Here is a 26,504-nt window from a genome sequence, read left to right as displayed (position 1 = left end):
GACGCCGGTGGCGACGGCGGCGGTGGCGACCCGTTCCGGATCGATCGACCGGAGTCGAGTCGCGAGTCTCCGGCCGGGCTCCGGGGGCGAGCGGCGGCTCACGACGATCCCTCCTCGTCGGGCTCCGTCTCGAGGAGTTCGTTCACCGTCTCCCAGACGGCGGCGACCCGCTCCGGGGAGGGGCTGTGGCCGCCGTACTCGATATCGCGGACGTGCGCGACGAGGCGGTCGACCCGATCGGCCGGGAAGCCAACGGCGAGCGCTCGACGCGCCACCTCGCCCGGCGTCGCCGTCTCCCGGTCGTCGAGCTCGAGTCGGTCGACGAACGCATGCCACGCCTCTCGGACGTCCGCACGCGGCCCGCGAGGGGCGAGCGGTTCGGCTTCCAGATCGGGAGTGTGCTCATCGTCGGGGGGCTCGTCCGATTCCTCGGCCGCGTCGTCGTCCGTCCCGAACCAGTCGCCGAACGACGGCCCGCGCTCGCGGTCGGACGATCGAACGAGCGAGCCCAGCGACGGCAGGGTTCCGAACGCGCGGCCGAACGAGGGGAGCGACCCCCCGAGCGACGGGAGGCCGCGCTCGACGCGCCCGAGATCGAGGCGGGGCAGCGACGGCCACGTGAACGAGAACCGCGGGACCGAGAGCGACAGCGAGTTGCGGCCGCCGCGCAACAGCGCCGCGACGGAGTCGCCGAGCACGGCGACGAGGTCCGCGAGCGCGAGGAACCAGCCGACGCCGCCGTCCGCGTTCCAGCGACGGCGCTCGCCGGCGGCGACCAACCGGAAGTAGGTCAGGACGCCACCGATACAGAAGCCGGGGAGGAACACCGCGACGGCCGTTAACCGCAGGTAGAGGTTCCCGACGGTCGCCGTCGCGGTCTCGTTGCCCACCTCGGCGGTCACGGTCGCCTCGTCGCTGACCGGGAGCCAGATTCGTGTGCGCCCGTCGACGCTGGTCCGGTCCGACCCGCCGCGCTCGAGGGAGACATTCGCGTCCGACACGCCGCGGCCGTCGGCCGACACCTGGACGGGGGCCGGTCCGCCGGGGAACAACAGCGGTGTGACGAACCTGACGGTCGGTTCGGCGACCTCGACGGTCCGGTTGCCTGTAACCGGGCTGCGTTCGACGCGCAGGTCTACCGGACCGGCCGTCGGTGGGAGTTGCACCTGCGCCTCGCCGTGCTCGTCGGTCGTCTCGACGGCCTGCCCGTCGAGGGAGACCGTCGCGTCAGTCACCGGAGTCGATTCGACGGTCGCCCGGATCTCGAGTCTGCGGGCCGGCGCCGCACCGCCAAAGGTCTCGATCGTCGCCACCGTCGGCACATCAACGGTCCGCGAGCGGTTGAGCGCCGGAATCGCGACGGTCATCGTCTCGTCGTAGGGGACGGTGACGTTGGCGCGGCCGAGCTCGTCGGTTTCGGTCACGTTCGCGCCGTTGACTTGGACCGTTTTGGTGTCGTACCAGCCGGCGTGACCGGTCGCGACCGTCACCTCATTGCCCGGTGCGATCTCGCCTTCGATCTCGAGCGTGTCGTCGTCCGGTTCGTCCGTGTCGTCGTCCGGTTCGTCCGCGTCGTCTCGATCGTCGTCGGTGTCGTTGGCCGCGGGCGGTGTGAAGTCGGGCGTCCCCTCCATCGTCTCCCAGTCGCCGGCGATCGGTTCTCCCCCGCGGTCGCCCGGCCTGTCGATCCGCGGATCGGCCGCGGGCAGCGCGCTCGCGACCGCGAGCAGGCAGCACAGACAGCCCGCGAGCACGAGGGCGCGGCGGATCTCCGTCACGACCCACCCTCCGTCTCGAGTTCGACCGCGATGTCGCTGAGCCGCCCGACGCGGGCCTCGACGGGGGGATGCGTGCCCGACGGGTCGGTGGCATCGAGGGGCGCCGACGGCGTCGTCCCCTCGAGCCAGGTCCGCACGCGTTCGCGACGGGTGGCGTCGTCCGCCGGTCGCCGGATCCGGGGCAGCGACGCGGTCTCGTCGCCGGCGATCGGCTCCGAGGAGACGATACACAGCGCGCGGATCTTGCCCGTCCGGAGATCCGTCGCCGGCGCGGGCGTCGCCTCGGCGACCGTCAGCAACGCGGTCGCGAGCGCCAGCGGCGAGCCCGTGATCTCGGCGGCCGCGGCGTCGGCGGCGAACTCGCGGGTCTGGGAGAGCGTGCGCGTCGCCCAGTCGGCGATCGCGGGGAACGCCCACAGGATCGGCGCGACGAAAACGTAGGTCAGCGCGACCAGCGGGAGGAACCAGTACAGCGCCACGCGACCGCCGGCGGAGAGCCCGTCGGGATCGGCCAGCGCGCGCCGGGCCAGTCCCGCCGCGCGATAGGCCCGGTCGGCGATCTCGAGAAACAGCGTCGCGATCGTCATCAGCGTCACGTCCCGGTTGGCGACGTGGGCGATCTCGTGGGCCAGCACCGCCTCGAGCTCGTCGGCGTCGAGGGTCGCGACCAGTCCCGTCGTGACGACGATCGTCGCGTCGGTGAGTCGGCCGACGGTGTAACAGCTCGGCGTCTCGTCGTCGACGACGCGGACGGCGGGTTCCGGAACGTCGGCGGTCATCGCCAGTCGACGGACGATCCGGGCGACGGCGTGATCGGCGTCGCCGGCGGCGCTGTGCGTCTCCGAGAGGAGGTACCGATAGCCGTAGTAGAGTTGCGCCGCGAGGAAGCCGGCGATCAGCAGCAGGGCCACCGGCCACGAAATCGGCAATCGCACGAAATCAAAGGCGACGGAGCCGTGCTGGAGGAAGACGAGCGTCCCGCCGACGACGCCCGGCAGGAGGACGCCGTAGGCCCAGCACACCGCGAGGACGAAGGCGGCGTTGACCGCGACGAACACCGCCAGGACCGCACACATTCGGAGGCGAAGGTTCATGGGAGGGCGTTGACACACGTTCTCCGCCAGGGATGCAAAAATTTTCGGATGACCTGACAGTCAGTATTCACGTTGGCGACGACCGGCCGGCGAACCGTCGACCGGCGCCGTCCGCAGCGCTCGAGTCCGACGCTCGACGCTGGGCCGGTCGCGACCGGGATCCGTCGGGCTTTTGGCCTCCCGCGCCCGAGGTGGGACACGACGAATGGCCCGGTACCACATCGAGACGTACGGCTGTACGTCCAACCGCGGGGAGAGCCGCGAGATCGAGCGGCGGCTCCGCGACGCGGGCCACTACCAGGTCGACGGGCCGGCGGAGGCCGACGTGGCCATCCTGAACACTTGCACCGTCGTCGAGAAGACCGAGCGCAACATGCTCCGGCGGGCCGAGGAACTCGCCGACGAGACGGCGGATCTCTTCATCACCGGCTGTATGGCTCTGGCTCAGGGCGAGGAGTTCGGGCAGGCCGGCGTCGACGGACAGGTTCTTCACTGGGACGAGGTCCCCGAAGCGGTCACCAACGGCGAGTGTCCGACGACGACCCCCGACGCCGAGCCGATCCTCGACGGCGTCGTCGGCATCCTGCCGATCGCGCGTGGCTGTATGTCCGACTGTTCGTACTGTATCACGAAGCAGGCCACGGGCAAGATCGACTCGCCGCCGATCGAAGAAAACGTCGAGAAGGCCCGCGCGCTGATCCACGCTGGCGCGAAAGAGATCCGCATCACGGGTCAGGACACCGGCGTCTACGGCTGGGACGACGGCGAGCGCACGCTCCACCGGCTGCTCGAGCGCATCTGCGAGATAGAGGGTGACTTCCGGGTGCGCGTGGGGATGGCCAACCCGAAGGGCGTCCACGGCATCCGCGAGAAACTCGCCGACGTCTTCGCCGAACGCGACGAACTCTACGACTTCCTGCACGCACCCGTTCAGTCGGGCTCGAACGACGTGCTCGGCGACATGCGCCGCCAACACCAGGTCGAGGAGTACCTCGAGGTCGTCGAGACCTTCGACGAGACGCTGGACTACTGGACGCTCTCGACGGACTTCATCGTCGGCTTCCCGACGGAAACGGACCACGACCACGAGCAGTCGATGGCCCTGCTGCGCGAGACTCGCCCGGAGAAGATCAACGTCACCCGGTTCTCGAAGCGGCCGGGTACCGACGCCGCCGACATGAAGGGGCTGGGCGGCACGGTCAAGAAGGAGCGCTCGACGGAGATGAGCGCGGCCAAGCGCGAGATCGTCGCCGACGCCTACGCGGGGATGGTCGGCGAGCGTCGTGAGGACTGTCTCGTCGTCGAGGAGGGCACCGCCGACTCCGTGAAGTGTCGCGACTCCGCCTACCGTCAGATCATCGTCCAGAACGCCGACGACTACGGCATAGAGCCCGGCGATTTCGTCGATCTCGAGGTGACGGCCCACGAGACGATGTACGCGTTCGGGACGCCGGTGTAGGGGTCGCGGACCGCCGTCGTCGCTCGATCGCCACGGCTGTTCTCGAGGGGCTTGAAACACGTGGTGGGTACCAGTGTTCGGGAATCGGCGCACGACTCTACCCCCGTTCGGGAAGAACCGTGGGATATGAGCAACGCAATCGAGGAGCCGACCCGCTGTCCGCGCGCCGAACGGGACGGAGAACTCGGGTGTGTACCGGCGCTCATCATCGAGCTACTCTCGGACGAGGACGCGCGAGCGGTGTATCTGTCCGTCGAAGAGCCGACGACGGTTCCCGAGATCGCCGAGGCGCTCGAACTCCCCCAGTCGACGGCCTACCGAAAGGTCGAGAACCTCCGGGAGGCCGGTCTGATCCGACAGCTCAACGAGCGCTCCCAGGGCGGACTGCCGGCCCACTACGTCCAGGCGATCGAGCACGTCACGGTGACCTACGACGAGCCGCTGCGGATCGAGTGTGCCCACCACGGCAAGACGCTCTACTGCGAGCCCTAAGGCGGCGTGGGCCGCACTGACCGACGGCACCTCAGAGCTCCGCCACGGCGGCTTCGATCTCCTCGCGGGGAAGCGGCGAGATCCAGTCGTCCGCGACGAAGGCGTACCGCACCTCGCGGTCGGGCTCGAGAACGAACGCGGAGCGCCACGGCGTCGAGACGCCGGCCATGTGCTCGCGATCGGCTAGCAACTCGAACGACTCGCTCACTGTGCCGTCGACGTCCGCGAAAAAGCGAAAGCCCGGTCGGTCCAGCCAGCGGAGGAACTCGTTTTGCGCGTACGGGCCGTCCCGGCTCACGCCGAGGACCGACACGTCGTCGAACTCGGCCCAGCCGGCGCGGACGAATCGCTTCCACCAGTTCTGTGCGATCGCGCTGAACGCGAAGCCCGTCGAGACGACGACGCCCCCGCGGGCGCCGAGCGCGTCCGAAAGCGCCGTCGATCGAAACGTCTCGCCGTCACAAAGCACCGCCTCGAAATCCGCGACGGTCTCGCCCTCGGTCGGTGGCATACGCGAGGATGCTCGCGCGAGCACTAAAATCTCGGCGTCGCGGCCGTCTCGTCACACCGGACCAGAAGTGGTCTCACCGGAACAGGACCGTCGGCCGCTGTGCGACCGCCTCGAGCGAGTCGTCAGGGCCGACTCCGGGCAGGCGGACGGTCGCGACGGTGCCATCGCCGTCGTCCGCCGCTCGAATCTGGAAGGAGCCCCCGTAGCGGGTGACGATCCAGTTGACCAGCCAGAGGCCCAGTCCGGAGCCGTGCTCGAGAGCCTCTTCCTCCCCCTTGGCGATGACCGCGGTCTCCATCTCGGCGATGCCGGGACCGTCGTCCGCGACGGTCAGGACGAGTCGGCCATCGTCGTCGTCGACCGACAGGCTCACCCACGGCTCGGGTTCGGGGTTGTGTTTCAGCGCGTTCTCGACGAGTTCGGCCACTGCCCGCTCGAGTTCGGGGCCGGCACAGAACTCGCGGTCGGTGCGGGCGGTCACGTCGACGGTCGCCGACGGGAACCGCTCTCGGTAGTCGTCCGCAACGGCAGCGAGCAGCGAGTCGGGCGCGAGACGCTGTGGATCGCGCTCGCGTCTGGTATAGCGCTCCAGATCGCGGGCCTGTTCGCTCAGTTCGATCAGTGTCGCGGCGGTCTCCGAGAGCTGCTCGCCCAGGGCCGCGGCGTCGTCGGCCGCGCCGGTCTCGAGCCGGTCGCCCAGCCCGAAGAGGACGTTCATGTCGTTGCGCAGGTTGTGGCGAAGCACCCGGTTGAGCAGTCGGACGAGCTGTTCGGTCCGCTTGCGCTCGGTGATGTCGGTCTGAAAGCCCAGATAGTGGGTCACACTGCCGTCGTCGTTCCCGACCGGACTGACCCGGACCTGATTCCAGAACGGAGTCCCGTCGGCCCGATAGTTGAGGATCTCGACCGAGACCGGCTCGTCGGCGTCGATACGTTCGCGGAGCGTAGCAACTGTCTCCGGATCCGTCGCTTCGCCCTGCAGGAATCGACAGTTTCGCCCGAGCGCGTCGGCCGCATCGTAACCCGTCACCCGCTCGAATCCGTCGTTGACGTAGACGAGCGGCTCGTCAGGTTGTCGGGCGTCCGAAATCGAGATGCCGATCCGCGCCTCGTCCATCGCCCGCGTCTTGATCCGGAGTTCCCGTTCGCGTTCTCTCCGCGCCGTCACGTCCCGGCCGACGCCCTGCACCCCACGAACGTCGCCGTCGTCGGTGATCGGCGTCCCGTTGACTTCGATCACGACGCGGTCGCCGTCCACGTCGACGAACTCGAGTTTGACGTTCTCGACCGGCGTGCCGTCGATCACCTGCGAGTAGCCCGTTATCGCCGCCTCGGCCGAGGACTCGGCGATGAACTCGGTGATCGGTCGCCCGATCAGCGCCTCGGGCTCGTAGCCCAGAACGCGTTCGACCGCCGAGGAAACGTAGGTAAACTCCGTCTCGAGCCCGATCCGGAACAGGATATCGAAGCTGGTCTCGGCGATCCCCTCGAAGCGCCGTTTCTCCCGCTCGAGTCGCTCGGTCCGCTCCCGGAGTTCGCGCTCGTGGGCGCGTCGCTCGATCGCCTGCTCGATCAGTTTCGTCAGTAGTTCGAGAAAGGTCTCTTTGGCCTCCGAAAAGGGAGCGCCGCGTTCGTCTTCGGCAGCGAAACAGACGGTGCCGTAGAGGTCGTCGTCAACCACGACCTTGCTGCCGATGTACGTCCCGAGATCGAACGTCTCGACCGCGGTCTCCGAAATCACTGGCGACGCCGAGGCGTGCTGGACGGCCAGCGGTGCGTCCATCTCGACGGTTCGCCGACAGTAGGCCTCCTCGAGCGGGCAGGACTCCCCCGGCTGGAGCAGGTCGTGCGAGCCCGTCGCGTGTACGATCGTCTGTGTCCCATCCTCGATGCGGGTGAGAAATCCGATCGGAAGATCGAAATACTCCGTGCCGATCTCGAGAGCGTGAGCAATCTGCGTCTCGACATCGTGGTCCGTCCCGACGAACACCTCATAAAGCGCTTCACGATACGAGCTCGCGTCCATCGGTATCGACTTAGGACGGCGAATCTTAGCTATTGTGGCAACACTCGTTGGCCCATCCAGCGCCGGCACCGTTGGCCGGCGGCGCTTGAGGCGTACCCTTTTGAGGAACTGTGCCGTACCGTCGGACATGCTCACGCTCTACCGACTGGAGGGCTGTCCGTTCTGCGAGCACGTCGTCGACCGGCTCGAGGAACTCGACATCGACTACGAGAGCGTCTGGGTCGAGGGACTGCACTCGAAACGCAACGAGGTCAAGCGCGTCTCGGGCCAGCGACAGGTGCCGATCGTCGTCGACGACGACCGCGGCGTGACGATGGCCGAATCGGAGCGTATCCTCGACTACCTCGAGACGACCTACGCCTGAGGGTGTACGCCTGGGGGTGGCGAACGGGTACCGACCGCTACGCGTCGTCGCTCTCGTCGAGCCCGTGAGGATCGACGCCTGGATCTTCGACTGCGGGCGCGCCGACCGCCAGAATCACGCCTTCTTCGTCGCCGACGTTGCGATGGCCGTGGCCGACCTCGGGTTTCGCGATCCAGAACGTTCCGGGGCCGGCGTCGACGTACTCTTCCTCGCCGGAACGACCGAGTTTCAGCGAGAACTCGCCCTCGAGGACGTAGTACAGTTCCTCCTGTTCGTTGTGCGCGTGATACCCGATCTCCTCGCCGGGTTCGAAGTACCAGAGTTTCACGTTGAGCGAATCGGTGTCGAAGACCTCGTCGATCGCCCGGATGTGTAGGTCGGGCGGGATCTCGTCGACGTCTGAGAGGTCGGTGAGCGGTACGTCGTCAGTGTGGACCACTTCGTACTCCATGCTATCGTGACACACGATAATGAGTGGGAAAAGTGTCCGGATGCCCGGCCCGGATTGCTGGCAGTGGCGACGCTGTCGCGTCGCCGTCCCACAAAGCGACGACCGACTGTCCGACTCAGCGATCGAACGCGACCGCGTCGGCCTCGTCGGAGACGGTCGCGCCGTCCTGGGCGGCGAAGGCGTCGTGAAGGTGGTCGTAGGTCGCCTCGAGCGCTTCGACGATTACCGTCGTGTCGCCGATGACGGGCATGAAGTTCGTATCGCCCTGCCACCGCGGGACGACGTGGGTGTGCAGGTGGTCGTCGATCGAGCCGCCGGCCCCGTCACCGAGGTTCAAGCCGGCATTGAAGCCGTCGGGATCGAAGGCAGCCTCGAGGGCGTCGAACGTTCGCTGTTTCAAGCGGGCGTGATCGAGCAGCGTCTCGTCGGTGAGTGCGGTGTACTCGCCCGTATGTGTGTGAGGGATGACCATCGCGTGGCCCGGGTTGTACGGATAGTTGTTCAGCATGACGAACGCGTGCTCGCTGCGCGCGACGATCCGGTTGTCGCGGTCGGCGTCCCGTTCGGGCAGTTCACAGAAGACGCACTCCTCGATGTCCGGGTTCTTCTCCTCGCGTCTGATCCACTCGATCCGCCACGGTGCGAACACCTGGTCCATATCGGGTACCACTCGAGGCGCGCCAAAAGGGTTTCAGTCCCCGCCACGCACGGCGATCAGGTCCGTGTTCGCCGGTCGAATTCGCGCGACGGTAGCGCACAAGGTCGGCTTGAATAGACGAGAGCGCGTTCTAAACGGTCTAAGGGCCTCTCGACGCCGCATTATGCCGATGTTAATGCCCTCTTGCGGTTTTTGCAACTCACGTTTCAAAATGAAGGATGGGTTTAAGAGGTGGCTACTGCAAGTAATCCAGTAATGGCAACGACCGACAACTCATTCAACGGGATGACCGAGCACTGCGAGGAATGCGATTTAGATACCCTCCACGAGGTCTCCGTGCAGATCCGGACCGAGAGCCTCAAGAAAGAAAACGCGCAGTTCTCCCGCGAACCGTACCGCGTGGCCGAGTGCCAGCGGTGTGGGAACCGGACGAGCCAGCGGATGAACAACGCCTGAAGACGATTCGAGTACAGTCGTCGCTGTAACCGCCCTCGTTGCCCGGTCTCCCGAATTCAGTATCTGCCGAGCGCGTCCCGGTCGGCCTCGATATTACCGATTCGAACTGCCGACGGACACTCACTCGGTCGTCACTTCGCAGCCGTCTTCGGTGACGATGATCGTGTGCTCTTTCTGACTGACGAGGAACCCGTCATCTTCCTTGAGCACCGGGTAGCTGTGGACGATGTCGTTGCGCTTGAGTCGGCGCAGCGCCATCTCCGGACGGTCGGTCTCGAGCCACCGCGTCGCGAAGGGCAGCGTGCGGAACTCCTCGGTGATCTGGTTCAAGGCCTCACGAGCCTGCCGGTTGCGGACGGTCCCCTCGCGCTCGAGCGAGAAGATCTCCTCGGTCGCGCCCTCGGTGACCTTGCCACCGCCGTCGGTCGCGAACGGTTCGATCGCGACCACGTCGCCGACCTCGAGCGTCGCGCCCTGCGAGACGGCGCGGTTGGGGATGTTCGGACTGGTGTGTTGCTCCCAGTGACCAAGCCCGTGGCCGGTGAGGTTGACGACCGGGTTGTAGCCGTAGCCGTCAATGATGTCCTCGATCTCGGTACCGATCTCGCCGGTGTCGACGCCCGGTTCGACGATCTCGAGGGCGGCTTCGAGGGCCTGCTCGGAGGCCTCGGCCAGTTCGGGGTTGCCCGAGAGGTCGACGGTGACGGCGGTGTCGGCCAGCCAGCCATCGACGTGGACGCCGATGTCCAAGTTGATCATCTCCTCGCCGAAGGTCGTCTCGTCGTCGATCGATGGCGTCGCGTGGGCCGCCTCCTCGTCGACGGAGATATTGACCGGGAACGCGGGCTGACCGCCGAGTTCCCGAATGCGATCTTCGGCCCACTCGGCGACCTCAAGGTGGCTCACGCCGACCTCGACGCGCTCGGCGGTCTCCTCGCGCACCTGCGCGAGTATCTCCCCGGCTTCGCGGTGTTTTTCGTACTGCTCGGACTCGAGGTCCACCTCGGATTCGGCCATGCATCCGGGTTACACCGATCGATAAAAAGAGGTTCCGTCTCTCCGCGGACCGATGCGCCTGGCCACCGCGACGGCAGTATGGGGGCGCGGCCCGGCCTCGAGTCGGCGTCTCGCCGATCTCGAGCGAGTCGAACAGGTTCCAGACCCGACCGTTTGCGAGAGAAATCGTCCGTATCGGCGTCGCCAGCCGTGAAACGGTCGCCACGGGTTATACCCCGCCGGCACTTCGAATCGATCGGCGTGAGAGACGCCAGCGAACCGAGCGGGGCGTCACTGGCACGCTGACGCCGGCTCGAAGGCGACCGCTGCCCGCGAGGCCGACGGCACGAACGAACACCCGGCGGGTGGATCCACCGGCCTCGAGGGGCGGTCGGCCGCGATTTTCCGCCACCGAGCGATCCGATGGGCGGTGAGTGGACGGACGGCTCCTCGCTCTCCGTCGCGAAGTGCCGATTTTGCGGCGATCTCCCCCTTCATTTAACGGACTTTGTATCGGTGTTGATGCGATAAAATAGCGGTCTCGGCCGTGTGGTCGGGCGATTGCAACGGTATTGTCGCGCCCGCGTCGACTGCGTATCGTTCAACTTTTGCCGGACCGCGATGGAAATGGTAGACCTTTTACCCCCGTCGAAGAACCGTGTAGACGAGATGAGTTACGACAAGATCGAGGTCCCCGACGAAGGGGAGCAGATCACGCTGAAAGAGGGTACCGAGGGCGAACTCGAGGTACCTGACAACCCGATTATTCCGATTATTTACGGTGACGGTGTGGGAAGCGACGTCGGCCCCGCCGCACAGAAGGTCCTCGAGGCCGCCGCGGACGCGACCGGCCGCGAGATCAACTGGATGCGCGTCTACGCCGGCGAATCCGCTCGCGAGAAGTACGACGAGAACCTGCCCGCCGAGACCGTCGAGGCCATCAAGGAACACCGCGTCGCGATCAAGGGTCCGCTGACGACGCCCGTCGGCGCCGGCTTCCGCTCGCTGAACGTCGCGCTGCGCAAGAAGCTCGACCTCTACGCGAACGTCCGCCCGACCTACCACTTAGACGGCGTCCCGTCCCCCGTCTCCGAGCCCGAGCAGATGGACATGGTCACCTTCCGTGAGAACACGGAAGACGTCTACGCCGGCATCGAGTGGGAGGAAGGCACCGACGAAGTCGAGCAGGTCAAGGAGTTCGTCGAGGACGAAATGGGCTTCGACAACACCATCCACGACGGCCCCGTCGGCATCGGCGTCAAGCCGATCACGGAGTTCGGCACGAAGCGACTCGTCCGCCGCGCCATCGACTACGCCCTCGAGCACGACCGCGACTCGGTCACGCTGGTCCACAAGGGTAACATCATGAAGTTCACCGAGGGCCAGTTCCGCGACTGGGGCTACGAGGTCGCAGAAGAGGAGTACGGCGACGAGGTCATCACCGAGGACACCCTCTGGGAGGAGCAAGACGGCGAGGCCGACGACGACGTGCTCGTCGTCAACGACCGCATCGCGGACAACATGCTCCAGCAGCTGCTGACCCGCACCGACAACTACGACGTCATCGCGACGATGAACCTGAACGGGGACTACATGTCCGACGCCGCCGGCGCACAGATCGGCGGCCTCGGCATCGCTCCCGGGTCCAACTTCGGCGACGGCCTCCTGCTGGCCGAACCCGTCCACGGCTCCGCGCCCAAGTACGAGGGGCAGGACAAGGTCAACCCGACCGCCATGATCCTCTCGGGTCGCATGATGCTCGATTACATCGGCTGGGACGACGCCGCCGACCTCGTCCGCGACGCCGTCGAGGAGACCATCTCCTCGGGCAAGGTCACCTACGACCTCGAACGCCAGCTCGAGGACGCCGAGAAGCTCGCCACCAGCGAGTTCGCCGAAGAAGTCGTCAACAACATCGAAAAGCTCTCGTAGAGCGCTGTTCGGACGGTCAGAACCGCAGGTTCTGACGCTTTCGAGGAGCCGTCTACGGGCGCCGCACTTCTATCTCGCTCGTATTTCGAAGCCGCCACCGGGTCGACCGCGCCGTAACGTTCTCACTTCCGGCGAGCGTACCGCCATCCGATGGCCGATCTCGAGGTTCACGTCGCCGAAACCGACCCCGAACGCGAGGACGCCTTCGCGGTCCGCCACGCGGTGTTCGTCGAGGAACAGGGCGTCGACGAGGACCTGGAGTACGACGGGCGCGACGACGCAGCCGTCCACGTCGTCGCGTACGACGGCGAGGAACCGATCGGCGCGGCGCGACTGCGCGAGTACGAGGACGGCATCGGGAAAGTCGAACGCGTCGCGGTCCTCGAGTCCCGCCGGGAGGAGGGCGTCGGACGCGCGCTGATGAAGACGCTCGAGGAACGCGCCGCCGCGCTCGGGTTTTCGGCGTTGAAACTCCACTCACAGACGCGGGCCGCCGGCTTCTATCGCGATCTCGGCTACGAACGGCGCGGCGAGGAGTTCGAGGAGGCGGGCATTCCTCACGTCGAGATGCGGAAATCGGTGGACTGAGTGAGATCTCGGCGGAAAATACTTACGGATTATCCGTTCGAACTGACACCAATGGTGAACCACGGTCCTCCGTCGCAACGGTCCGACTCCGTGCTGCCCGAGCACAGCATTCTCTCGCTCGAGGAGTCCCTCGCGATGCAACGCTCGATCGGCAACGAGACGCGCTTTCGCGTTCTGAACGCGCTCGTCGAGGACGATGCACAGAGCGCCAGCGAACTGCGCGACGGACTCGGGCTCGAGTCGAACGTGCTCCACTACCACCTCGACGAGCTCGTCGACGTCGGCCTCGTGGAAAATCGGAAACGCAAGGAGCCGGACAGCGACGGGCTCTACTCCTACTACCGGTCGACCTCCCTGGGCGAGGGGATTCTCGAGCACGGCGTCCGCGACCTGATGCGCCGCGAGTGGGACGCGCTCGAGGAGTACGGCGAGTGACTCGGGGTCGCCACTGACGATCGAACGGCCAGGTCACCGGAGGCGTCTGTCGAGCGTCTGACTGAGTTTCAAGGGTCGCACCGTTGGCGTCGGTAGTATGGCACAAGAGATTCACGCTCCCGTCAGCGCAATCACGTCTACGGCAGCGACGGTACGGGAACTCGGTCGGTTGTTCGTCCCGCTCGCGATCGCGGCCGCCGTCACCGGCGGCGGCTTACTCGGTTTCTTCGCAGTCGTCACTGCCGTCGTTCTGTGAGTTCTCCGTCCCGACGCTTCAGTTCGCGCCGACCCGATCGCGCACGTATTTCCCGGCCAGACCGACGAGCGCCAGCGCCATCGCCGCCGCGAAGAGGACGACGAACGCCGAGACGGGGTCGGTGACGGTCTCGAGTTCGCCGCGGACGAACTCGCCGGCGAGGACGACGGTCACGGCGAACAGTGCGAGCCCGCCGACGTTCGCCGGCAGGGAATTCGTCTCGGGGACGACGCCGGGATCGTTCAGCAGAACGAGGATCACGGCGATCGCGAAGGGAGTCCCGACGAGGCCGAACGCCAGCGTGAGCACGAGCAACTGGAAGAACGACCCGCCGAGGAACGCGCCAGCCGCGGAGACGAGCGCGACGGCGGCCACGGCGGCCCGGTAGCGGCCGTCGTCGGTGGAGCGGTCCCAGCCGAGTTTGTCGGCCAGCAGGTACGGCGGGACGATCGTGTTCCCACCGAGTGTGGAGACGGCCGCACCGAGGAGACCGGCGAGGAAGATCCAGGTCGCGTACCCGCCGGCGACCGGACCGAGCGTCTGGGCGGCGCCGACGCCGTCGATCGTCGCGGGATCGACGCCGGCCGCGGGGAGGACGCTCGCCGCAACGAGGAAGACGCCGAGACTGAAGACGCCGAACGCGACGAGCATCGAACTCACGACATCGACCGCCGCGACGTCCGCGTCGCGGGCAGTCCAGCCGCGGGCGCGCATCGTGTAGCTCTGCATCGTCAACAGTGTGATGTGGACTGCGCCACCGAGGATACCCGCAGCGACGAGCGCGCCGTCGACGCCGGCTGGAATCGCAGGCACCAGTCCGCGCGCTGCCGCGGCGGGATCGATCGGAACGACGAACGCGCTCGCGACGAACGCGGCGACGACGATCGAGACCAGCAGTTTGGCCCCGAGTTCCGCGACCCGGTAACCCCCGCCGGCCAGCCCCAGCGCGAGGATCACGGCCCACGTGATCCCCCAGAGGCGCGGGTCGGTCAGCGCGGCGCTCCCGACGCCCGCCTCGGCGACCATCGTCGCGCTCACCGACGCGAGCGTCTTCATGATGATCAGTTGGGCGAGCCCAGCGGCCAACACGGCGTCGACCACCAGCACCCACGCCCAGAACGAGCCGAGGTGCCGTTCCACGACCGAGACGATCCCCGCCTCGGTGAGTAGCCCCAGTCGCATCGCGAGGTACTGGCCGACGGTGCCAAGCACCGCCGACAGGACGACGACCCACAGCAGGGCGTACTCGAAGCTCGCGCCCGCGACCAGCAGGCTGCCCATCGTCGCCGGCCCCGCCGCGATCGCGCCGGCCAGCCACGCTGGCCCCAGTCGCTCGAGCGCCGTTCCGATCCGTCCGACTCCCACCGATTGGCGTTCGGTTGCCATCGGCCACTCTTTCGAACTGAACTATATAACTGCGTGGTATTCGTCGGTGCAGGCGGGTCGGGGAGTCGTCCTACTCGGTCTGCCAGGTCGGATCTTCGCGCGGCGGGCTGAAGATATCGACGCCCCGAACCGGTTCGTCGGCGCGGTTCTCGGCCGCGTGGGGCTCGCCACCGGGGATCGCGTAGGAGTCGCCCGGCCCGCAGACGATTTCGTCGCCCTCGACGAGGAAGGTCAGTTCGCCCGCGGCGATGAAGCCGGTCTGCTCGTGGGGGTGGCTGTGCTCGTCAACGGTCGCACCGGGTTCGATCTCGAAGTGCTGGACGTTCATCGAGTCGGTGCCGGCCAACAGGGCGAGGTGGACGCCGTCGGCGGCTTCGGACGGTTCGCGGTCGTCGATGGAGACGCGTTCCATACGCCTCGAGAGGGGACGAACCGTCAAATAGCTCCGCCGTCCGGGCGGCCGTTCACTTCCGCCGCGCTTGCCGAAGGTTGAACTGGCGGGACGCCCGACTGCGAGCCATGTACGCCGTCGTCGGCTGTAGCGACTGTTCGAACCTCTGGATCATCGAGGGGCAATCCGAGACGACCCAGTGTCCCCGCTGTGGCGCGCGCAAGGCCTACGAGAAGCGCAAGAAGTTCGTCGAGACCGACGACGCCGCCCACGCCCGCGACGTTCGGGCGTCGATGCTCGCGAACCGCCAGGGCGAGGGCGAGGCCTTCGCGAAACTCGACTCCTTCGCGGCTCTCGAGGACGACGTAGCCGACGGCGTCGTCGACGATGCGGAGTACCTCGCGGAATCGGGACTCGACGTGGAGGAAGTCGACGCGGCCGGCGACCGCGATCCGCGCGGACCGAGTCGGAGCGGCAGCAAGAAAGAGATCGTGAAGGGAGCGCTCGAGGCGCTCGACGAGCCGACCGAAGACGAGATCGTCGACTACACGGGCGAGCGCGGCGTGTCGGCCGAGTACGTGCGTGACGCGCTCGAGAAGCTGACGCGACGCGGGGTCGTCAGCGAGAGCCGCGGCCGGTATCGGTTGTTGTGACCGAGATGACGAGCGTCCGAGGAGAACAGATCACGGACCAACTCGCTCGAGGCCGAGCCTCGAGTCAGTCCTCGCGCTGGACGAGGGTCGGCAGAATCGTACAGCACGGTGTGACCAAGGCGGTCACGGTAGACGGCGATAAAAACCCGACTGGCGTGTCCCAGCGTGGGCAGTCCGGTAGCAGCGACTCCTCGGCGTGGCCGTGGTCGTTGTCTCCACACGGAGTAGATCATTAATACTCGTCACCGCATATTCGGCTAGAGATGGAGCAACGAAGGTGGCTCAATAACTCGCTCTATCCGTTCGAATCGAACTATTTCGATGCAGATGACGGACGGATACACTACGTCGAGAGCGGGACCGGTGACCCGATACTTCTCGTCCACGGAACGCCGACGTGGTCGTTTCTCTACCGGGATCTCATTACGCATCTCTCACGTGATCATCGAGTGATCGCCGTGGATCATCTCGGATTCGGGTTATCTGATAAACCGCAAGGTGCGGGGTATACACCGGAGGATCACGCTACAAGACTCACAAATCTCATCGACTATTTGGGGGTAGATGAGTTCACGCTCGTCGTACACGATTTTGGCGGGCCGATCGGTCTCCCCCTCGCAATTCGACGGCCGGAAACCGTGAGTCGTCTCGTTCTGTTCAACACGTGGCTGTGGTCGCTCAAGAACGATACGACAGTTAGATTGACAAATCTCGTGATGCGTGGACGACTTGCTAGACTTTTCTATTGCAGATACAACGGTTCTGCGCGGTTTCTACTGAAAGCAGCGTGGGGAGACGAAACCCCACTGACAGACGAGGTGCATCGTCACTATACGAATCCGTTTCCGACTGCTGCTGATCGCACCGCTCCCTTGGTGCTCGCACAGGAGCTCATCGGTTCTACCGAGTGGTACGAATCGCTATGGCAACAACGCTCTCAGATAACACAAAAACCGACTCTCGTCATGTGGGGACTCCAAGATCCTGCTTTCGACGACTCGTATCTCAAACGGTGGGAGGACACTCTTTCTAATGCGACCGTTCATCGACTTCCGAACGTTGGACATTTCGTTCCGGACGAGGCAGCAGATGAGGTGACCGAAGTTGTCAGTGAGTTTCTGGACAAGACATGACGACACGCTATACAGAGCCGGTCACGCCGACAGTCGCGCCTGCGGCGAGCAGATTCCGTCGGTTCAGTGTTCGAGTCGATCGCTTCCGGTCTTCACCATCGCGATCCAGTAGCGGCCACAAACCGGCTGGAGTACGAAAAGTCGGACGTGACGTCTCTCGTGTCAGGGCTCGGTGAGCGCGACGACACGGCCGTAGATGTCCGTGTCCATAGGCGAGGCGTCGGAGACGACGACGTAGAGTTCGCCGTCGGCGACGGCCGGCGTCCAGGCGGCCGTCCCGTTCGTATCGTAGGACCACTGTATCCCGCCACTGGCTGCATCAAGTGCCGAGATCGTTCCCCCGCTGCAGGCATAGACGGTCCCGTCCGCTACGACGGGCGGGGGTGACGGACCGAAAGAAGTCAGGTCCGGAGAGGAGTCTCCCTGCGTGGGGAATTCGCCCGGCGTCGACGCCGCACCAGGGAGTTCCGTCTGCCACAGAACGCTGCCGTCGGTGGTATCGATGGCGTGCAGTTTGTTGTGGTTCGCGTAGACAACGCCGTCTGCCACCGCCACCGGGTTGGGACTGCCGACGCGGGACTCCCACTCTTTCGACCCGTCGGTGGTCGAGCGAGCAACGATTTTCTCGCCCGCGGGGAGGTAGATCGTCCCGTCGACGACGGTTGGGACGCCTCCGGTCACGTCAGTCTGAACCCACTTCTGGCTGCCGTCGGAGGCCGTAAGTGCGTACAGATGGGTCGGCGAACTCGCGTAGACGGTATCGCCGGCGACGGCCGGCGCGTAGAACGTCCCCGTTTCGAGGCCGCTCTCGGGGTCGTCGGGCTGCTGGAACGACCACACCTCTTCGCCGTCCGCCTGGAATCCCTCCTCGTCCTCGCCGGGCGTCGTCAGCGCGTAGAGCTGCCCGCGTTCGTAGCCGAGGTACGCGACCCCGTCGACGACCGTCGGCGCCGACGGATTGGTGGTGAAGTAGTAGTTCCACTCGTTGAGCGTGTCGTCGAGGCTAACCGTATTCAGTTCGGTGAACGTTACCGAGTATCGCCGTCCATCGACAATCGCCGGCGAGCGCTCGTAGAAGTCGCCATCCCAGTTGACGGTCCCATCCGAGGCGGCCAGTTCCGGGCCGACGTGGACCGTTCCGTCGGCGACTGCTGGCGTAATGAAGCTTATCGTCGTTCTGGCTTCGTACCACTTCTCGACCGGCTGTTCCTGTGGCCCGCGCGCCTCGCTCAGGTGTCCGGAGTTGGCCGCGTCGACGCGGTACATCCGGCTGCCGGTGGCCGCCCCCTCTGCAGAACCACTATCGGTCCCCGCCGATTCGTGTTCGTCCGATCGGTCACTCATCCCAGTGTCGTCGCTGCCTGACTGACAGCCCGCGAGCGCGCCCATCGTGGTCGCACCGGCGGTCGCCAACACGCGACGGCGGCGCCATCCCCGCTGCCCTCCCTCTCCCGGTGCCCCGGGTGAACGTTTTCCCATCGTTCGTTGTGTAGAAGATTATCTATATAAAATGGGATGTTGGTATTCGACCTCACGTTTCAGAACAGTACCCCTATCGACCTAGATCCTCGTGGGCGCTGGCGAGATGTCGCGAGGACAGCGCGCCGAGTAAGGAGAGTTCGCCCGCCAGCGCGCCGACGGCGATGATCTCGGCGAGCGCGTCGGCGTTCGAGCCCGGCGGGTCGCCCCCGCCACGCAGTCCGAGCACGTCGAGCGCTTCGGACTGCGTGGGGAGTTTCGTCCCGCCGCCGACGGTGCCGACCTCGAGCGAGGCCAGCGAGACGCTGGCGTAGAGGTCGGTGGTACCGTCCTCGCGCTCGCGCGCGTCCATGGTCGTAATCGTGTTCGCGGCCTCGACGACCTGGGCCTCGTCCTGACCGGTCGCGAGGAAGGCCGCACCGACGACGTTGGCGGCGTGCGCGTTGAACCCCAAACTGCCGGCTTTGGCGCTGCCGATCAGGTTCTTGCGCGTGTTGGCCTCGGCGATTGCGTCGGCGGTCGTGTGGAGTCGGTCCTCGACGAGTTCGCCGGGGATCACGGCGTCGGCGGTCACCGACCGGCCCCGTCCCTCGACGGCGTTGATCGCGGCGGGTTTCTTGTCCGAGCACATGTTCCCCGAGAGCGCGACGAGCGATGCCGGGGTTTCGGCCTCGACGACCTCGCAGGCCTCGCCGGTCGCGATCGTGGCCATGTTCATCCCCATCGCGTCCTTGGTGTCGAAGGCAAAGCGCAGGAAGACGGAGTCGCCGACGACGTATGGCTCGATATCGAGCAGTTCGCCGTGGCTCGTCGTCGACTCGGCGGCCTCGCGAAGCGTCTCGAGGTTCGCTTCGACCCACTCGACGGTCTCGGCGGCCTCGGCGACGCCCTCGACCCGAAACACCGGGGCGCGGGTCATCCCGTTTTTCGTGACGCGAGCCTCGGCCCCGCCGGCCGACCGAAGCACGCCCAGCCCGCGGTTGACCGACGCCAACAGCGCGCCCTCGGTCGTCGCCAGCGGCAGGTAGTACTCGCCGTCTGCCGCGCCGCCGTCCGAGTCGGTCGCCGCTCCGTTGACCGGAACGGGGCCGACGACGCCCATCGGCACCTGCGCCGCGCCGATCATGTTCTCGATGTTCGGGTCCGCCCGCTCGGCGGGGAAGGTGTAGTCACCGATCGCCTCGAGTTCCGTGCCCGTCTCGCGCTCGACGAGCAGCCGCCGGGCTTCGGCCGCGGTGTCGTAGTCGGCGTGTGCCTCGAGTTCGTGAATGCGAAGCTCGCCCTCGCGCACCCGCTCGGCGAGGTCCTCGGGATCTGTCATGCGTGGGTCGAGACGGTGGGGCGTCCTAACAGTTGCTGATTCGCGTTCGGTCCACGAAGGGGGCCGACGTTCACCGAAGTCGGGTCGCGAGCTCTCTGGGCGAGGCGTGATACCCCGAGAGCGCCTCGTAACAGAGCAGGCTCAAGATTGCGCCGACGCCGATCGCGCCGATCAACAGCGAGCGCGCCCCGTCGGTTTCGGGGGCGAAGGTTGCCGCGAACGCCGCCGTCGCGATCGCGGCCACACGGAGCCTGCTGTGTGAGGTCGGCTCCACGTCGGTGACCGCGAGATAGAGCTGCGGCAGCGCGACGGCGACGCCGGCGACCAAGACCAGCGAGGGGATCGGTCGATCGCGCAGCGCGATCCCGAGCTGGGCCTCGAGGACGACCGAGCCGGTCCGGGCGAGGACGAACAGCAGAAACGATCCGAAGACGACGCGTCCCTCGCGATCGAGCATACGGATCGGCCAACGGGCAGGTAAGTCAAGCTTGCGCTCGCTCGCAGTACGCGACCCGAGCGGGTTCAACCTTCATTGCCGACGGGATAGGAGATCGAGTATGAGCGGCTCGAGAGCTATCGCGGAGATCACGCTCGTCCACCCCGAGCTGGTGCTCACGCCGACGATCGAGGCCGTCCCCGAGATGGAGAGCGAACTCGAGTACCAGACGATCGCCGGCCCGGGCGAGTACTATCTCTTTTTCAAGGTCACGGGGGGCCAGTTCGATCGCTTCGAGAACGCGCTGGCGACCGACCCGACGGTGTCCGAGCCGACGGTCATCATCGACGGCGGCGAGTTCCGGGTCTACCGAATGCGGTTGACCTCCACCGAGCGGCTCGTCCTGCCGAAGGCTGCCGAACTCGGGATGCGCGTCCTCCACGCCACGAGCGGCCGCGGCGGCTGGATAGCGACGCTCGAGATACCGGATGTGGCGGCGCTGCGGGCGTTTCGCGCCCACTGTCTCGCGAAGGACGTCGCGTTCGCCGTCGATCGGCTCTATCACCCCGGCGAGGACAAACTGGGGTCGGCGTACGGACTGACGCCGGTCCAGCGGGAGACGCTGCAGGTGGCCTACGAGCGCGGGTACTTCAGCGACCCGCGGGGGGCGTCCATCGAGGACCTGGCCGAGGTGCTCGGGGTCTCCTCGTCGGCGGTCAGCGGTCGGCTCCGGCGCGGGATGGAAGCTCTGGTCGGGAGCACCGTCGCGCGTTGATCGGCGCGGCCGTGAGAGGCGGTTGCGGGTACATAAAACCGGGAATATGCCGTCTCCGCATTCAATCGGACGAACCCCGTACGGAGTACAATGAGTAACCTCATCGCGCGCCACGGATCACCCGTCTGTCAAACGCAGTTCGATCAGAGCGGTACGCAGCGAGCCTCGAGCGCCGTCATCGACGCGCTCGCCGCCGTCGCGGACACGTCGCCCCTTGAGATGGAACCGCTGTGCGAGACGATCGAACTCGAGGCGCTCGACCGACTCATCGGTCACGCCGGAACCGCGGGCGCCGGGATCGCTCTCGAGTTCCGCGTCGACGAGTGGGATCTGATCGTCACCGGCGACGGACGCGTCATCGTCTTCGATTCCGAGGACGACGACGATTTCGACCTCGAGCTCGCGTAGTCCCCGCCGGGCGCAGCGGGACCGAACGCGATGGGACGAGGAGAGCGATTTTTGCCGCTGGGCGGATACTGCGTGGGCATGGACGTTGGACTCATGGTAGCGGGCTTCGGTAACGGAGACCTCGCGGAGACGGCCGTCCGCGCGGAAGATCGAGGATACGACGCCGTCTGGATCGGGGAGCTCTGGGGAGCCAGCGGCGTCGTCCAGGCGACCGAGGTGGCCTGTCGCACCGAGGAGATCGACATCGGTACCGCGATCCTGAACGTCTACTCGCGCTCGCCGGCCGTCCTCGCGATGACGGCGGCCTCGCTCGAGAACGTCTCTGACGGCCGGTTCACGCTCGGTCTCGGGACGAGCACGGCGACGGCGATCGAAGGCCTCCACGGCGCGTCGTTCGACCGGCCGGTGCGCCGGGCACACGAGACGATCGAGCTGATCCGCGCGTTTACCGCCGGCGACGGCGAGCCCGTCGACTACGAGGGCGAGTTACTCGAGGCGTCGTCGTTCCCCTCGCTCGAGGTGTCGGTGCCGATCTACCACGCCGGGCTCGGGCCGGCCAACCGTCGCGTCGTCGGCCGGCTCGCCGACGGCTGGATCCCGCACAACATCCCGTTCTCGCGGCTCGACGAGGCGTTCGAGGAGGTCGCGGCGGCCGCACGGGAACGCAACCGCGATCCCGGAGCGATCGAGATCGCGCCGTACGTCCCGTCGGCGGTCAGCGACGACCGCGACGAGGCGCGCGACACGCTCCGTCGGCACGTCGCCTACTACGTCGGCAGCGGCGAGGGCTACCGCCGGGCGGTCGCGACGGCGTTCCCGGATGCGGCGGACGAGGTCGCCGAGGCGTGGCGCGACGGCGAGAAACGGGCGGCGGCGAACGCGGTGACCGACGAGATGCTCGCCGACCTCGGGGTGGCGGGAACGCCCGACGAGGCCCGCGAGCAGCTTCGGACGCTCGTCGCCGAGACGGGGATCGACCACCCGATCGTCGTCATCCCGGAACCGGCCTCGAGCGAGATGGCCGAGACGACGATCGAGGCGCTCGCGCCCGAGGCCCTGTAGCGGGTAGGGACGCGTTGGGCCGGTTCTCACTCGAGGTCGACCCGCCGACCCGTCTCGGCCGACTCGTAGGCGGCCTCGATCGCGCGCAGATCGGCCAGCCCGTCTTCGCCGTCCGGTTCGGGATCGGTCCCGGTCAGCACGCAGTAGCCGAAGTAGTCGAACTCCTCGCAGACCTCGTCGATCCGCGGACCGGTGTACTCCATGCGCATGTCGCCGCTCTCGACCGTGATCTCCTGTGGGACGACGCCGCCGAACGGCGATTCGATGTCGATCATCCCCTCGGTGCCGACCAGTTCGAGGATGCTGCGGGAGTGGGCGTCGAAACTGGCCGTACACGAGGCCGTCGCGTCGGTCTCGTACTCGAGTTGGAATGCGACGTGTTCGTCGACGTTCGCGAAGGGGCCGCCGCTCGAGTGGGTCGTCGCGTAGACGTCCGTCGGCTCGCACTCGAGGATAAAACGGATCGTGTTGAGCGGGTAGACGCCGAGGTCGACCAGCGCGCCGCCGCCGGCGAGGTCGGGGTCGAGCCGCCACGTGTCGGGGTCGGCGTGTGCGAGCAGCGGGTGCGAGAAGCCGCCGTGGATCTGGACGACGTCGCCGATGACGCCGTCGCGGACGAGTTCCCGCGTGCGGCGAACCGTCGGCTCCGTCTGGAGCCGGTAGGCCGTCATCAGCGTCACGCCGGCGTCGGCGCAGGCGTCGACGACCGCGCGGGCGCGCTCGACGGTGGTCTCGAGCGGTTTCTCGCAGACGACGTGTTTCCCGAACTCGGCCGCCGCCGTCGCGTACCGGCCGTGGAAGGCGTTCGGCGTCGCGATATACACCGCGTCGTAGGCGCCGCGGGAGTCGCCCGCGAGGAAGGCGTCGTAGCCGACGACGGTTTCGACGCTGTGCTCCTCGGCGATGTCGGCCACGCCGTCGGGCGAACTCGTGACCAGCATCGTCGTCTCGCAGTAGTCGCCGTCCGCGATAGCGGGCAGCGCGCGCTGGCGGGCGAAGCCGCCGACGCCGACGACGGCGATTCGAACGGTTCCCTCGACCGATTCGCGTTCCCAGTCGCGCCGCGTGAAGTGTGAGAAGGCGTCTTCGAGTGCCATAGCCACGGTAGGTCCTGCGGCGAAAAGGACTCTATTGCCCGACATCGGGACGTTCGTCGATCGAAACCAGTTAGCACCAGTGACAAACGACCGATCCGTTTTCGATCGTTCAACCAGTCGATGGTATTCCCCCAGAAGTAGGTATCGAAGGAAAAAGTTATTCAATAACCAGCACCGATATGTGATCAACCACAGGTGACGTGAGATGGTCAAAATGGAAACGGCGGAGCTGGAGACCGACCTGAGTCTGTTCAAATACGACAACCTCGAGCAACTGCCGCCCCGGTATCGGGACCTCGAGGAGGCCGAACGGACCGAACGCATCGAGGCGGCGCTCGAGGAACTCGGCGACGATGTCGTCATCCTGGGACACAACTACCAGCGACGCGAGATCGTCGAGCACGCAGACTTCATCGGCGACTCCTATCAGCTCTCGAAGGAGGCCGCCGACGCGGACGCCGAGTACGTGATCTTCGGCGGCGTGACGTTCATGGCCGAGAGCGCGGACATCATCACGGACGACGATCAGTCCGTGATCCTCCCGAGCATGGAGGCTTCGTGTCCGATGGCCGGGATGGCCGAGGCCTTGCAGGTCGACAGCGCGTGGGCCGAGATCACCGCGGCCGCGCCGGACGCCGATATCATCCCGATCACCTACATGAACTCCTACGCGGATCTGAAGGCGTTCTGTGCGAGCCAGGGTGGGCTCGTCTGCACCTCCTCGAACGCACACAAGGCCTTCGAGTACGCATTCGACAAGGGTGACAAGGTGTTGTTCCTCCCTGATAAGCACCTCGGGGAGAACACCGCCTACCGGCTCGGCATGGAAGACGAGATCGCCGAGTGGGACCCCTGGGACCCCGAAGGCAAAGACGCCGAGGAGGTCGCGGAGAAAGATATCATCCTCTGGGACGGCTACTGCCAGGTCCACGAGCGCTTCCGCGAGGAGCACATCGAGCAGGTCCGCGCGGACAATCCCGACGCGAACGTGATTGTCCACCCCGAGTGTCGACGCGAGGTCGTCGAAGCGGCCGACGTGGCCGGCTCGACGGCGACCATTTGCCAGACGGTCGCCGAGGCCGACCCCGGCGAGACGTGGGCCATCGGCACCGAGATCCACCTCACGAACCACCTCCAGCGCTGGCACCCCGAGGTGAACGTCGTCCCCCTCTGTGGCGACGCCTGCATGGACTGCAACGCCATGCGCCAGATCGACCCCAACTACCTCACCTGGGTGTTAGAGGAACTCGCCGAGGGCCGAGAACACAACGTGATCGAGGTCGCGCCCGAGGAGAAGGAACTCGCAGGCGTCGCGCTCGATCGCATGCTCGAGATCTAACCATGACGGAAACCGACACCGGCACGGCGACGACGACCGAGGGCGAGACGACCGACGTGCTCGTCGTCGGTAGCGGCATCGCGGGCTGTGCGGCCGCGCTCGCCGCGGCCAGAGCGGGCGCGGAGGTCGTCCTCCTGACGAAGGCGACGAAACCCGACGACGCCAGCACCGACTGGGCGCAGGGCGGCATCTCGACGACCCGCGGGAATCCCGCCTCGCTCAAGCAGGACATCATCGACGCCAGCGACGGCACCGCCGATCTCGACGCCGTCGACACCCTCGTCGAACACGCCGACGAGGCCGTCGAGGACGTGCTCATCGACACGCTCGAGGTCGGCTTCGACGAGACCGACGGCGGCGATCTCGATTACACGCGCGAGGCCGCCCACTCCGAGTACCGCATCCTCCACGTCGACGCCGCGACGGGGACGCACATTCTCCGACCGTTCCTGAACTATATCGACGATCACGAGCGGATCGCGGTCCGACAGGACACGGCAGCGCTCGAGTTGATCACCGCTGAGGGACGCGTTCACGGCGTCGTGAGTGACGAAGAACCCGAAGGCAACCCGATCTACGCCGGCGCGACGGTGCTGGCGACCGGCGGCGTCGGCGCGCTCTACGGTCGGTCGACCAACCCCGACGACGCGACCGGCGACGGGATCGCCATGGCCGCGCTCGCGGGGGCCGACGTGAACGACCTCGAGTTCGTGCAGTTTCACCCGACCGCCTACGCAGGTGAGGATCCGTTCCTGCTCTCGGAGGCGCTTCGAGGCGAAGGGGCCGTCCTCCGCAACGGCGACGGCGAGCGGTTCATGGACGACTACCACCCGCAGGGCGACCTAGCGCCGCGGGACGTGGTCGCCCGCGCGGTCGAAACGGAACGCGAGGCGACCGGCGAGGTCGTGCTGGACGTGAGCCCCCTCGAGTTCGAGGCCGAGTATCCGGGCATCGCCGAGAAGTGCCGCGACCGCGGGATCGAGGGCGACGAGATTCCCGTCGCGCCCTGCGAGCACTTCCTCTGTGGCGGGATCGACGTCGACGACCGCGGGCGGACCTCGCTCGACCGGCTCTACGCCGTCGGCGAGTGCGCCCGGACCGGCGTCCACGGCGCGAACCGGCTGGCGAGCACGAGCCTGCTCGAAGGGCTCGTCTGGGGGCTGCGCGCAGGCGAGGACGCCACCGGGTTCGAGCCCGAGGTCGTCGAAGCGCCCGAACTGCTGAACCGCGATCCCGCACTGCCCGAGCGCTTCGCCGCCGAGAAGTTCACGCGTCTCCAGCGGACGATGGACGAGTACCTGGGCCTCGAGCGCGACCCCGACGAGATCGCCCGCGCGAGCGCCGTCCTCCGGCGGCTCAAAGGGGAGGTCGACGCCTACATCCGCACGCGGACGGCCCGAGAGCTCTACGAACTGCGCAACGCCAGCGTCACCGCGCTGTTGATCGCCCGCGCCGCCGGCGAGAACACCGAATCGGTGGGCTGTCACTACGTCGTCGACGAAGCACCCCTCCCGTAGCGGTCGTCGCC

The 26,504-nt window shown here is 66.7% G+C and carries 28 protein-coding genes; 15 read left to right on the top strand and 13 right to left on the bottom strand.

The features are described from left to right. Positions 1-98 precede the first annotated feature (98 nt). On the bottom strand, positions 99-1,778 hold the full coding sequence (locus NKH51_RS17855) for a DUF4129 domain-containing protein (RefSeq protein WP_254763018.1): 1,680 nt from the start codon (positions 1,776-1,778) through the stop codon (positions 99-101). Further along, on the bottom strand, positions 1,775-2,872 hold the full coding sequence (locus NKH51_RS17850) for a M48 family metalloprotease (RefSeq protein ID WP_254763017.1): 1,098 nt from the start codon (positions 2,870-2,872) through the stop codon (positions 1,775-1,777). The genes NKH51_RS17855 and NKH51_RS17850 overlap by 4 nt, the downstream gene beginning before the upstream one ends. Positions 2,873-3,077: 205 nt before the next feature. Between NKH51_RS17850 and NKH51_RS17845 the strand changes: the two genes are divergently transcribed. Next, complete coding sequence (locus NKH51_RS17845) at positions 3,078-4,331, top strand: tRNA (N(6)-L-threonylcarbamoyladenosine(37)-C(2))-methylthiotransferase (RefSeq protein ID WP_254763016.1); 1,254 nt, start codon at positions 3,078-3,080, stop codon at positions 4,329-4,331. A 126-nt stretch (positions 4,332-4,457) separates the two neighbouring features. Next, the gene (locus NKH51_RS17840; protein ID WP_254763015.1) at positions 4,458-4,823 is read left to right on the top strand and encodes a winged helix-turn-helix domain-containing protein; all 366 of its coding nucleotides are present in this window, start codon (positions 4,458-4,460) and stop codon (positions 4,821-4,823) included. 31 nt (positions 4,824-4,854) lie between these two features. On the opposite strand, the gene NKH51_RS17835 is transcribed toward NKH51_RS17840, so the two are convergent. Both NKH51_RS17835 and NKH51_RS17830 read right to left on the bottom strand, forming a co-directional pair. After that, the gene (locus NKH51_RS17835; protein ID WP_254763014.1) at positions 4,855-5,334 is read right to left on the bottom strand and encodes a redoxin domain-containing protein; all 480 of its coding nucleotides are present in this window, start codon (positions 5,332-5,334) and stop codon (positions 4,855-4,857) included. Positions 5,335-5,407: 73 nt separating this feature from the next. Further along, complete coding sequence (locus tag NKH51_RS17830) at positions 5,408-7,360, bottom strand: PAS domain S-box protein (protein ID WP_254763013.1); 1,953 nt, start codon at positions 7,358-7,360, stop codon at positions 5,408-5,410. Positions 7,361-7,487: 127 nt separating this feature from the next. On the opposite strand from NKH51_RS17830, the gene NKH51_RS17825 reads away from it, so the two are divergent. Continuing rightward, on the top strand, positions 7,488-7,724 hold the full coding sequence (locus NKH51_RS17825) for a glutathione S-transferase N-terminal domain-containing protein (protein ID WP_254763012.1): 237 nt from the start codon (positions 7,488-7,490) through the stop codon (positions 7,722-7,724). 37 nt (positions 7,725-7,761) lie between these two features. Here NKH51_RS17825 and NKH51_RS17820 read toward each other — a convergent pair whose 3' ends face one another. Continuing rightward, positions 7,762-8,175: a cupin domain-containing protein gene (locus NKH51_RS17820; protein ID WP_254763011.1), complete on the bottom strand. Its 414-nt coding sequence runs from the start codon at positions 8,173-8,175 to the stop codon at positions 7,762-7,764. A gap of 115 nt (positions 8,176-8,290) precedes the next feature. Next, complete coding sequence (locus NKH51_RS17815) at positions 8,291-8,833, bottom strand: HIT family protein (RefSeq protein WP_254763010.1); 543 nt, start codon at positions 8,831-8,833, stop codon at positions 8,291-8,293. 255 nt (positions 8,834-9,088) lie between these two features. Between NKH51_RS17815 and NKH51_RS17810 the strand changes: the two genes are divergently transcribed. Continuing rightward, positions 9,089-9,289, top strand: a complete 201-nt coding sequence (locus NKH51_RS17810) for a DUF7835 family putative zinc beta-ribbon protein (RefSeq protein WP_254763009.1) — start codon at positions 9,089-9,091, stop codon at positions 9,287-9,289. Between the two features lie 120 nt (positions 9,290-9,409). Here the strand turns inward: NKH51_RS17810 and map are convergent, their stop codons facing one another. Continuing rightward, a complete protein-coding gene (gene map / locus NKH51_RS17805; protein ID WP_254763008.1) occupies positions 9,410-10,306 on the bottom strand; it encodes a type II methionyl aminopeptidase in 897 nt (298 codons plus the stop codon). Positions 10,307-10,954: 648 nt separating this feature from the next. Between map and icd the strand changes: the two genes are divergently transcribed. The 4 genes from icd to NKH51_RS17785 all read left to right on the top strand — a co-directional run bounded on the left by icd (position 10,955) and on the right by NKH51_RS17785 (position 13,496). Then, entirely contained in the window at positions 10,955-12,217 is a 1,263-nt protein-coding gene (gene icd, locus NKH51_RS17800) for an isocitrate dehydrogenase (NADP(+)) (RefSeq protein WP_254763007.1), read from the top strand. Between the two features lie 150 nt (positions 12,218-12,367). Next, positions 12,368-12,805: a GNAT family N-acetyltransferase gene (locus tag NKH51_RS17795; RefSeq protein WP_254763006.1), complete on the top strand. Its 438-nt coding sequence runs from the start codon at positions 12,368-12,370 to the stop codon at positions 12,803-12,805. Positions 12,806-12,856: 51 nt separating this feature from the next. After that, on the top strand, positions 12,857-13,240 hold the full coding sequence (locus NKH51_RS17790) for a winged helix-turn-helix domain-containing protein (RefSeq protein WP_254763005.1): 384 nt from the start codon (positions 12,857-12,859) through the stop codon (positions 13,238-13,240). Between the two features lie 97 nt (positions 13,241-13,337). Next, positions 13,338-13,496 carry a hypothetical protein gene (locus tag NKH51_RS17785; RefSeq protein WP_254763004.1) on the top strand — a complete coding sequence of 53 codons (159 nt, stop codon included), beginning with the start codon at positions 13,338-13,340 and terminating at the stop codon, positions 13,494-13,496. Positions 13,497-13,514: 18 nt separating this feature from the next. On the opposite strand, the gene NKH51_RS17780 is transcribed toward NKH51_RS17785, so the two are convergent. Both NKH51_RS17780 and NKH51_RS17775 read right to left on the bottom strand, forming a co-directional pair. Further along, the gene (locus NKH51_RS17780; RefSeq protein ID WP_254763003.1) at positions 13,515-14,882 is read right to left on the bottom strand and encodes an NRAMP family divalent metal transporter; all 1,368 of its coding nucleotides are present in this window, start codon (positions 14,880-14,882) and stop codon (positions 13,515-13,517) included. Positions 14,883-14,952: 70 nt separating this feature from the next. After that, entirely contained in the window at positions 14,953-15,294 is a 342-nt protein-coding gene (locus NKH51_RS17775) for a cupin domain-containing protein (RefSeq protein ID WP_254763002.1), read from the bottom strand. 107 nt (positions 15,295-15,401) lie between these two features. Here NKH51_RS17775 and NKH51_RS17770 point away from each other — a divergent pair, with 107 nt between their 5' ends. Beyond that, positions 15,402-15,926 (top strand): DUF5817 domain-containing protein, encoded by a 525-nt coding sequence (locus NKH51_RS17770; RefSeq protein WP_254763001.1) that lies wholly within the window; start codon positions 15,402-15,404, stop codon positions 15,924-15,926. A gap of 263 nt (positions 15,927-16,189) precedes the next feature. After that, entirely contained in the window at positions 16,190-17,059 is an 870-nt protein-coding gene (locus NKH51_RS17765) for an alpha/beta fold hydrolase (RefSeq protein ID WP_254763000.1), read from the top strand. 162 nt (positions 17,060-17,221) lie between these two features. Here the strand turns inward: NKH51_RS17765 and NKH51_RS17760 are convergent, their stop codons facing one another. The 3 genes from NKH51_RS17760 to NKH51_RS17750 form a co-directional block, all read right to left on the bottom strand. Then, entirely contained in the window at positions 17,222-18,538 is a 1,317-nt protein-coding gene (locus NKH51_RS17760) for an outer membrane protein assembly factor BamB family protein (protein WP_254762999.1), read from the bottom strand. A 73-nt stretch (positions 18,539-18,611) separates the two neighbouring features. After that, positions 18,612-19,859, bottom strand: a complete 1,248-nt coding sequence (hmgA, locus tag NKH51_RS17755; RefSeq protein ID WP_254762998.1) for a hydroxymethylglutaryl-CoA reductase (NADPH) — start codon at positions 19,857-19,859, stop codon at positions 18,612-18,614. A gap of 70 nt (positions 19,860-19,929) precedes the next feature. Beyond that, a complete protein-coding gene (locus NKH51_RS17750; protein ID WP_254762997.1) occupies positions 19,930-20,316 on the bottom strand; it encodes a hypothetical protein in 387 nt (128 codons plus the stop codon). Positions 20,317-20,416: 100 nt separating this feature from the next. Here NKH51_RS17750 and NKH51_RS17745 point away from each other — a divergent pair, with 100 nt between their 5' ends. From NKH51_RS17745 to NKH51_RS17735, 3 genes are all read left to right on the top strand, one after another. Beyond that, on the top strand, positions 20,417-21,070 hold the full coding sequence (locus NKH51_RS17745; protein ID WP_254762996.1) for a helix-turn-helix domain-containing protein: 654 nt from the start codon (positions 20,417-20,419) through the stop codon (positions 21,068-21,070). A gap of 90 nt (positions 21,071-21,160) precedes the next feature. Beyond that, positions 21,161-21,478 (top strand): HalOD1 output domain-containing protein, encoded by a 318-nt coding sequence (locus NKH51_RS17740; RefSeq protein ID WP_254762995.1) that lies wholly within the window; start codon positions 21,161-21,163, stop codon positions 21,476-21,478. A 78-nt stretch (positions 21,479-21,556) separates the two neighbouring features. Next, positions 21,557-22,540, top strand: a complete 984-nt coding sequence (locus NKH51_RS17735) for an LLM class flavin-dependent oxidoreductase (protein ID WP_254762994.1) — start codon at positions 21,557-21,559, stop codon at positions 22,538-22,540. A 26-nt stretch (positions 22,541-22,566) separates the two neighbouring features. Here the strand turns inward: NKH51_RS17735 and gfo6 are convergent, their stop codons facing one another. Beyond that, positions 22,567-23,637, bottom strand: a complete 1,071-nt coding sequence (gene gfo6, locus NKH51_RS17730) for a D-xylose 1-dehydrogenase Gfo6 (RefSeq protein WP_254762993.1) — start codon at positions 23,635-23,637, stop codon at positions 22,567-22,569. 205 nt (positions 23,638-23,842) lie between these two features. Between gfo6 and nadA the strand changes: the two genes are divergently transcribed. Together nadA and NKH51_RS17720 are read left to right on the top strand one after the other, a co-directional pair. After that, positions 23,843-24,976 (top strand): quinolinate synthase NadA, encoded by a 1,134-nt coding sequence (nadA, locus tag NKH51_RS17725; protein WP_254762992.1) that lies wholly within the window; start codon positions 23,843-23,845, stop codon positions 24,974-24,976. A 2-nt stretch (positions 24,977-24,978) separates the two neighbouring features. After that, entirely contained in the window at positions 24,979-26,493 is a 1,515-nt protein-coding gene (locus NKH51_RS17720; protein WP_254762991.1) for an L-aspartate oxidase, read from the top strand. The last annotated feature ends 11 nt before the right edge of the window (positions 26,494-26,504 follow it).

The organism is Natrinema marinum, assembly GCF_024296685.1.
GTDB lineage: Archaea > Halobacteriota > Halobacteria > Halobacteriales > Natrialbaceae > Natrinema > Natrinema marinum.
The sequence above is the reverse complement of the archived record's forward strand: the minus strand, read 5'-3'. Positions and strand labels throughout refer to the sequence as shown.

What these genes read in the sequence shown, in the direction of transcription:
- NKH51_RS17850 (WP_254763017.1), bottom strand. Translation starts at nt 2,872, where the DNA reads ATGAACCTTCGCCTCCGAATGTGTGCGGTCCTGGCGGTGTTCGTCGCG.
- NKH51_RS17845 (WP_254763016.1), top strand. Translation starts at nt 3,078, where the DNA reads ATGGCCCGGTACCACATCGAGACGTACGGCTGTACGTCCAACCGCGGG.
- NKH51_RS17840 (WP_254763015.1), top strand. Translation starts at nt 4,458, where the DNA reads ATGAGCAACGCAATCGAGGAGCCGACCCGCTGTCCGCGCGCCGAACGG.
- NKH51_RS17835 (WP_254763014.1), bottom strand. Translation starts at nt 5,334, where the DNA reads ATGCCACCGACCGAGGGCGAGACCGTCGCGGATTTCGAGGCGGTGCTT.
- NKH51_RS17830 (WP_254763013.1), bottom strand. Translation starts at nt 7,360, where the DNA reads ATGGACGCGAGCTCGTATCGTGAAGCGCTTTATGAGGTGTTCGTCGGG.
- NKH51_RS17825 (WP_254763012.1), top strand. Translation starts at nt 7,488, where the DNA reads ATGCTCACGCTCTACCGACTGGAGGGCTGTCCGTTCTGCGAGCACGTC.
- NKH51_RS17820 (WP_254763011.1), bottom strand. Translation starts at nt 8,175, where the DNA reads ATGGAGTACGAAGTGGTCCACACTGACGACGTACCGCTCACCGACCTC.
- NKH51_RS17815 (WP_254763010.1), bottom strand. Translation starts at nt 8,833, where the DNA reads ATGGACCAGGTGTTCGCACCGTGGCGGATCGAGTGGATCAGACGCGAG.
- NKH51_RS17810 (WP_254763009.1), top strand. Translation starts at nt 9,089, where the DNA reads ATGGCAACGACCGACAACTCATTCAACGGGATGACCGAGCACTGCGAG.
- map (WP_254763008.1), bottom strand. Translation starts at nt 10,306, where the DNA reads ATGGCCGAATCCGAGGTGGACCTCGAGTCCGAGCAGTACGAAAAACAC.
- icd (WP_254763007.1), top strand. Translation starts at nt 10,955, where the DNA reads ATGAGTTACGACAAGATCGAGGTCCCCGACGAAGGGGAGCAGATCACG.
- NKH51_RS17795 (WP_254763006.1), top strand. Translation starts at nt 12,368, where the DNA reads ATGGCCGATCTCGAGGTTCACGTCGCCGAAACCGACCCCGAACGCGAG.
- NKH51_RS17790 (WP_254763005.1), top strand. Translation starts at nt 12,857, where the DNA reads ATGGTGAACCACGGTCCTCCGTCGCAACGGTCCGACTCCGTGCTGCCC.
- NKH51_RS17785 (WP_254763004.1), top strand. Translation starts at nt 13,338, where the DNA reads ATGGCACAAGAGATTCACGCTCCCGTCAGCGCAATCACGTCTACGGCA.
- NKH51_RS17780 (WP_254763003.1), bottom strand. Translation starts at nt 14,882, where the DNA reads ATGGCAACCGAACGCCAATCGGTGGGAGTCGGACGGATCGGAACGGCG.
- NKH51_RS17775 (WP_254763002.1), bottom strand. Translation starts at nt 15,294, where the DNA reads ATGGAACGCGTCTCCATCGACGACCGCGAACCGTCCGAAGCCGCCGAC.
- NKH51_RS17770 (WP_254763001.1), top strand. Translation starts at nt 15,402, where the DNA reads ATGTACGCCGTCGTCGGCTGTAGCGACTGTTCGAACCTCTGGATCATC.
- NKH51_RS17765 (WP_254763000.1), top strand. Translation starts at nt 16,190, where the DNA reads ATGGAGCAACGAAGGTGGCTCAATAACTCGCTCTATCCGTTCGAATCG.
- NKH51_RS17760 (WP_254762999.1), bottom strand. Translation starts at nt 18,538, where the DNA reads ATGGGAAAACGTTCACCCGGGGCACCGGGAGAGGGAGGGCAGCGGGGA.
- hmgA (WP_254762998.1), bottom strand. Translation starts at nt 19,859, where the DNA reads ATGACAGATCCCGAGGACCTCGCCGAGCGGGTGCGCGAGGGCGAGCTT.
- NKH51_RS17750 (WP_254762997.1), bottom strand. Translation starts at nt 20,316, where the DNA reads ATGCTCGATCGCGAGGGACGCGTCGTCTTCGGATCGTTTCTGCTGTTC.
- NKH51_RS17745 (WP_254762996.1), top strand. Translation starts at nt 20,417, where the DNA reads ATGAGCGGCTCGAGAGCTATCGCGGAGATCACGCTCGTCCACCCCGAG.
- NKH51_RS17740 (WP_254762995.1), top strand. Translation starts at nt 21,161, where the DNA reads ATGAGTAACCTCATCGCGCGCCACGGATCACCCGTCTGTCAAACGCAG.
- NKH51_RS17735 (WP_254762994.1), top strand. Translation starts at nt 21,557, where the DNA reads ATGGACGTTGGACTCATGGTAGCGGGCTTCGGTAACGGAGACCTCGCG.
- gfo6 (WP_254762993.1), bottom strand. Translation starts at nt 23,637, where the DNA reads ATGGCACTCGAAGACGCCTTCTCACACTTCACGCGGCGCGACTGGGAA.
- nadA (WP_254762992.1), top strand. Translation starts at nt 23,843, where the DNA reads ATGGTCAAAATGGAAACGGCGGAGCTGGAGACCGACCTGAGTCTGTTC.
- NKH51_RS17720 (WP_254762991.1), top strand. Translation starts at nt 24,979, where the DNA reads ATGACGGAAACCGACACCGGCACGGCGACGACGACCGAGGGCGAGACG.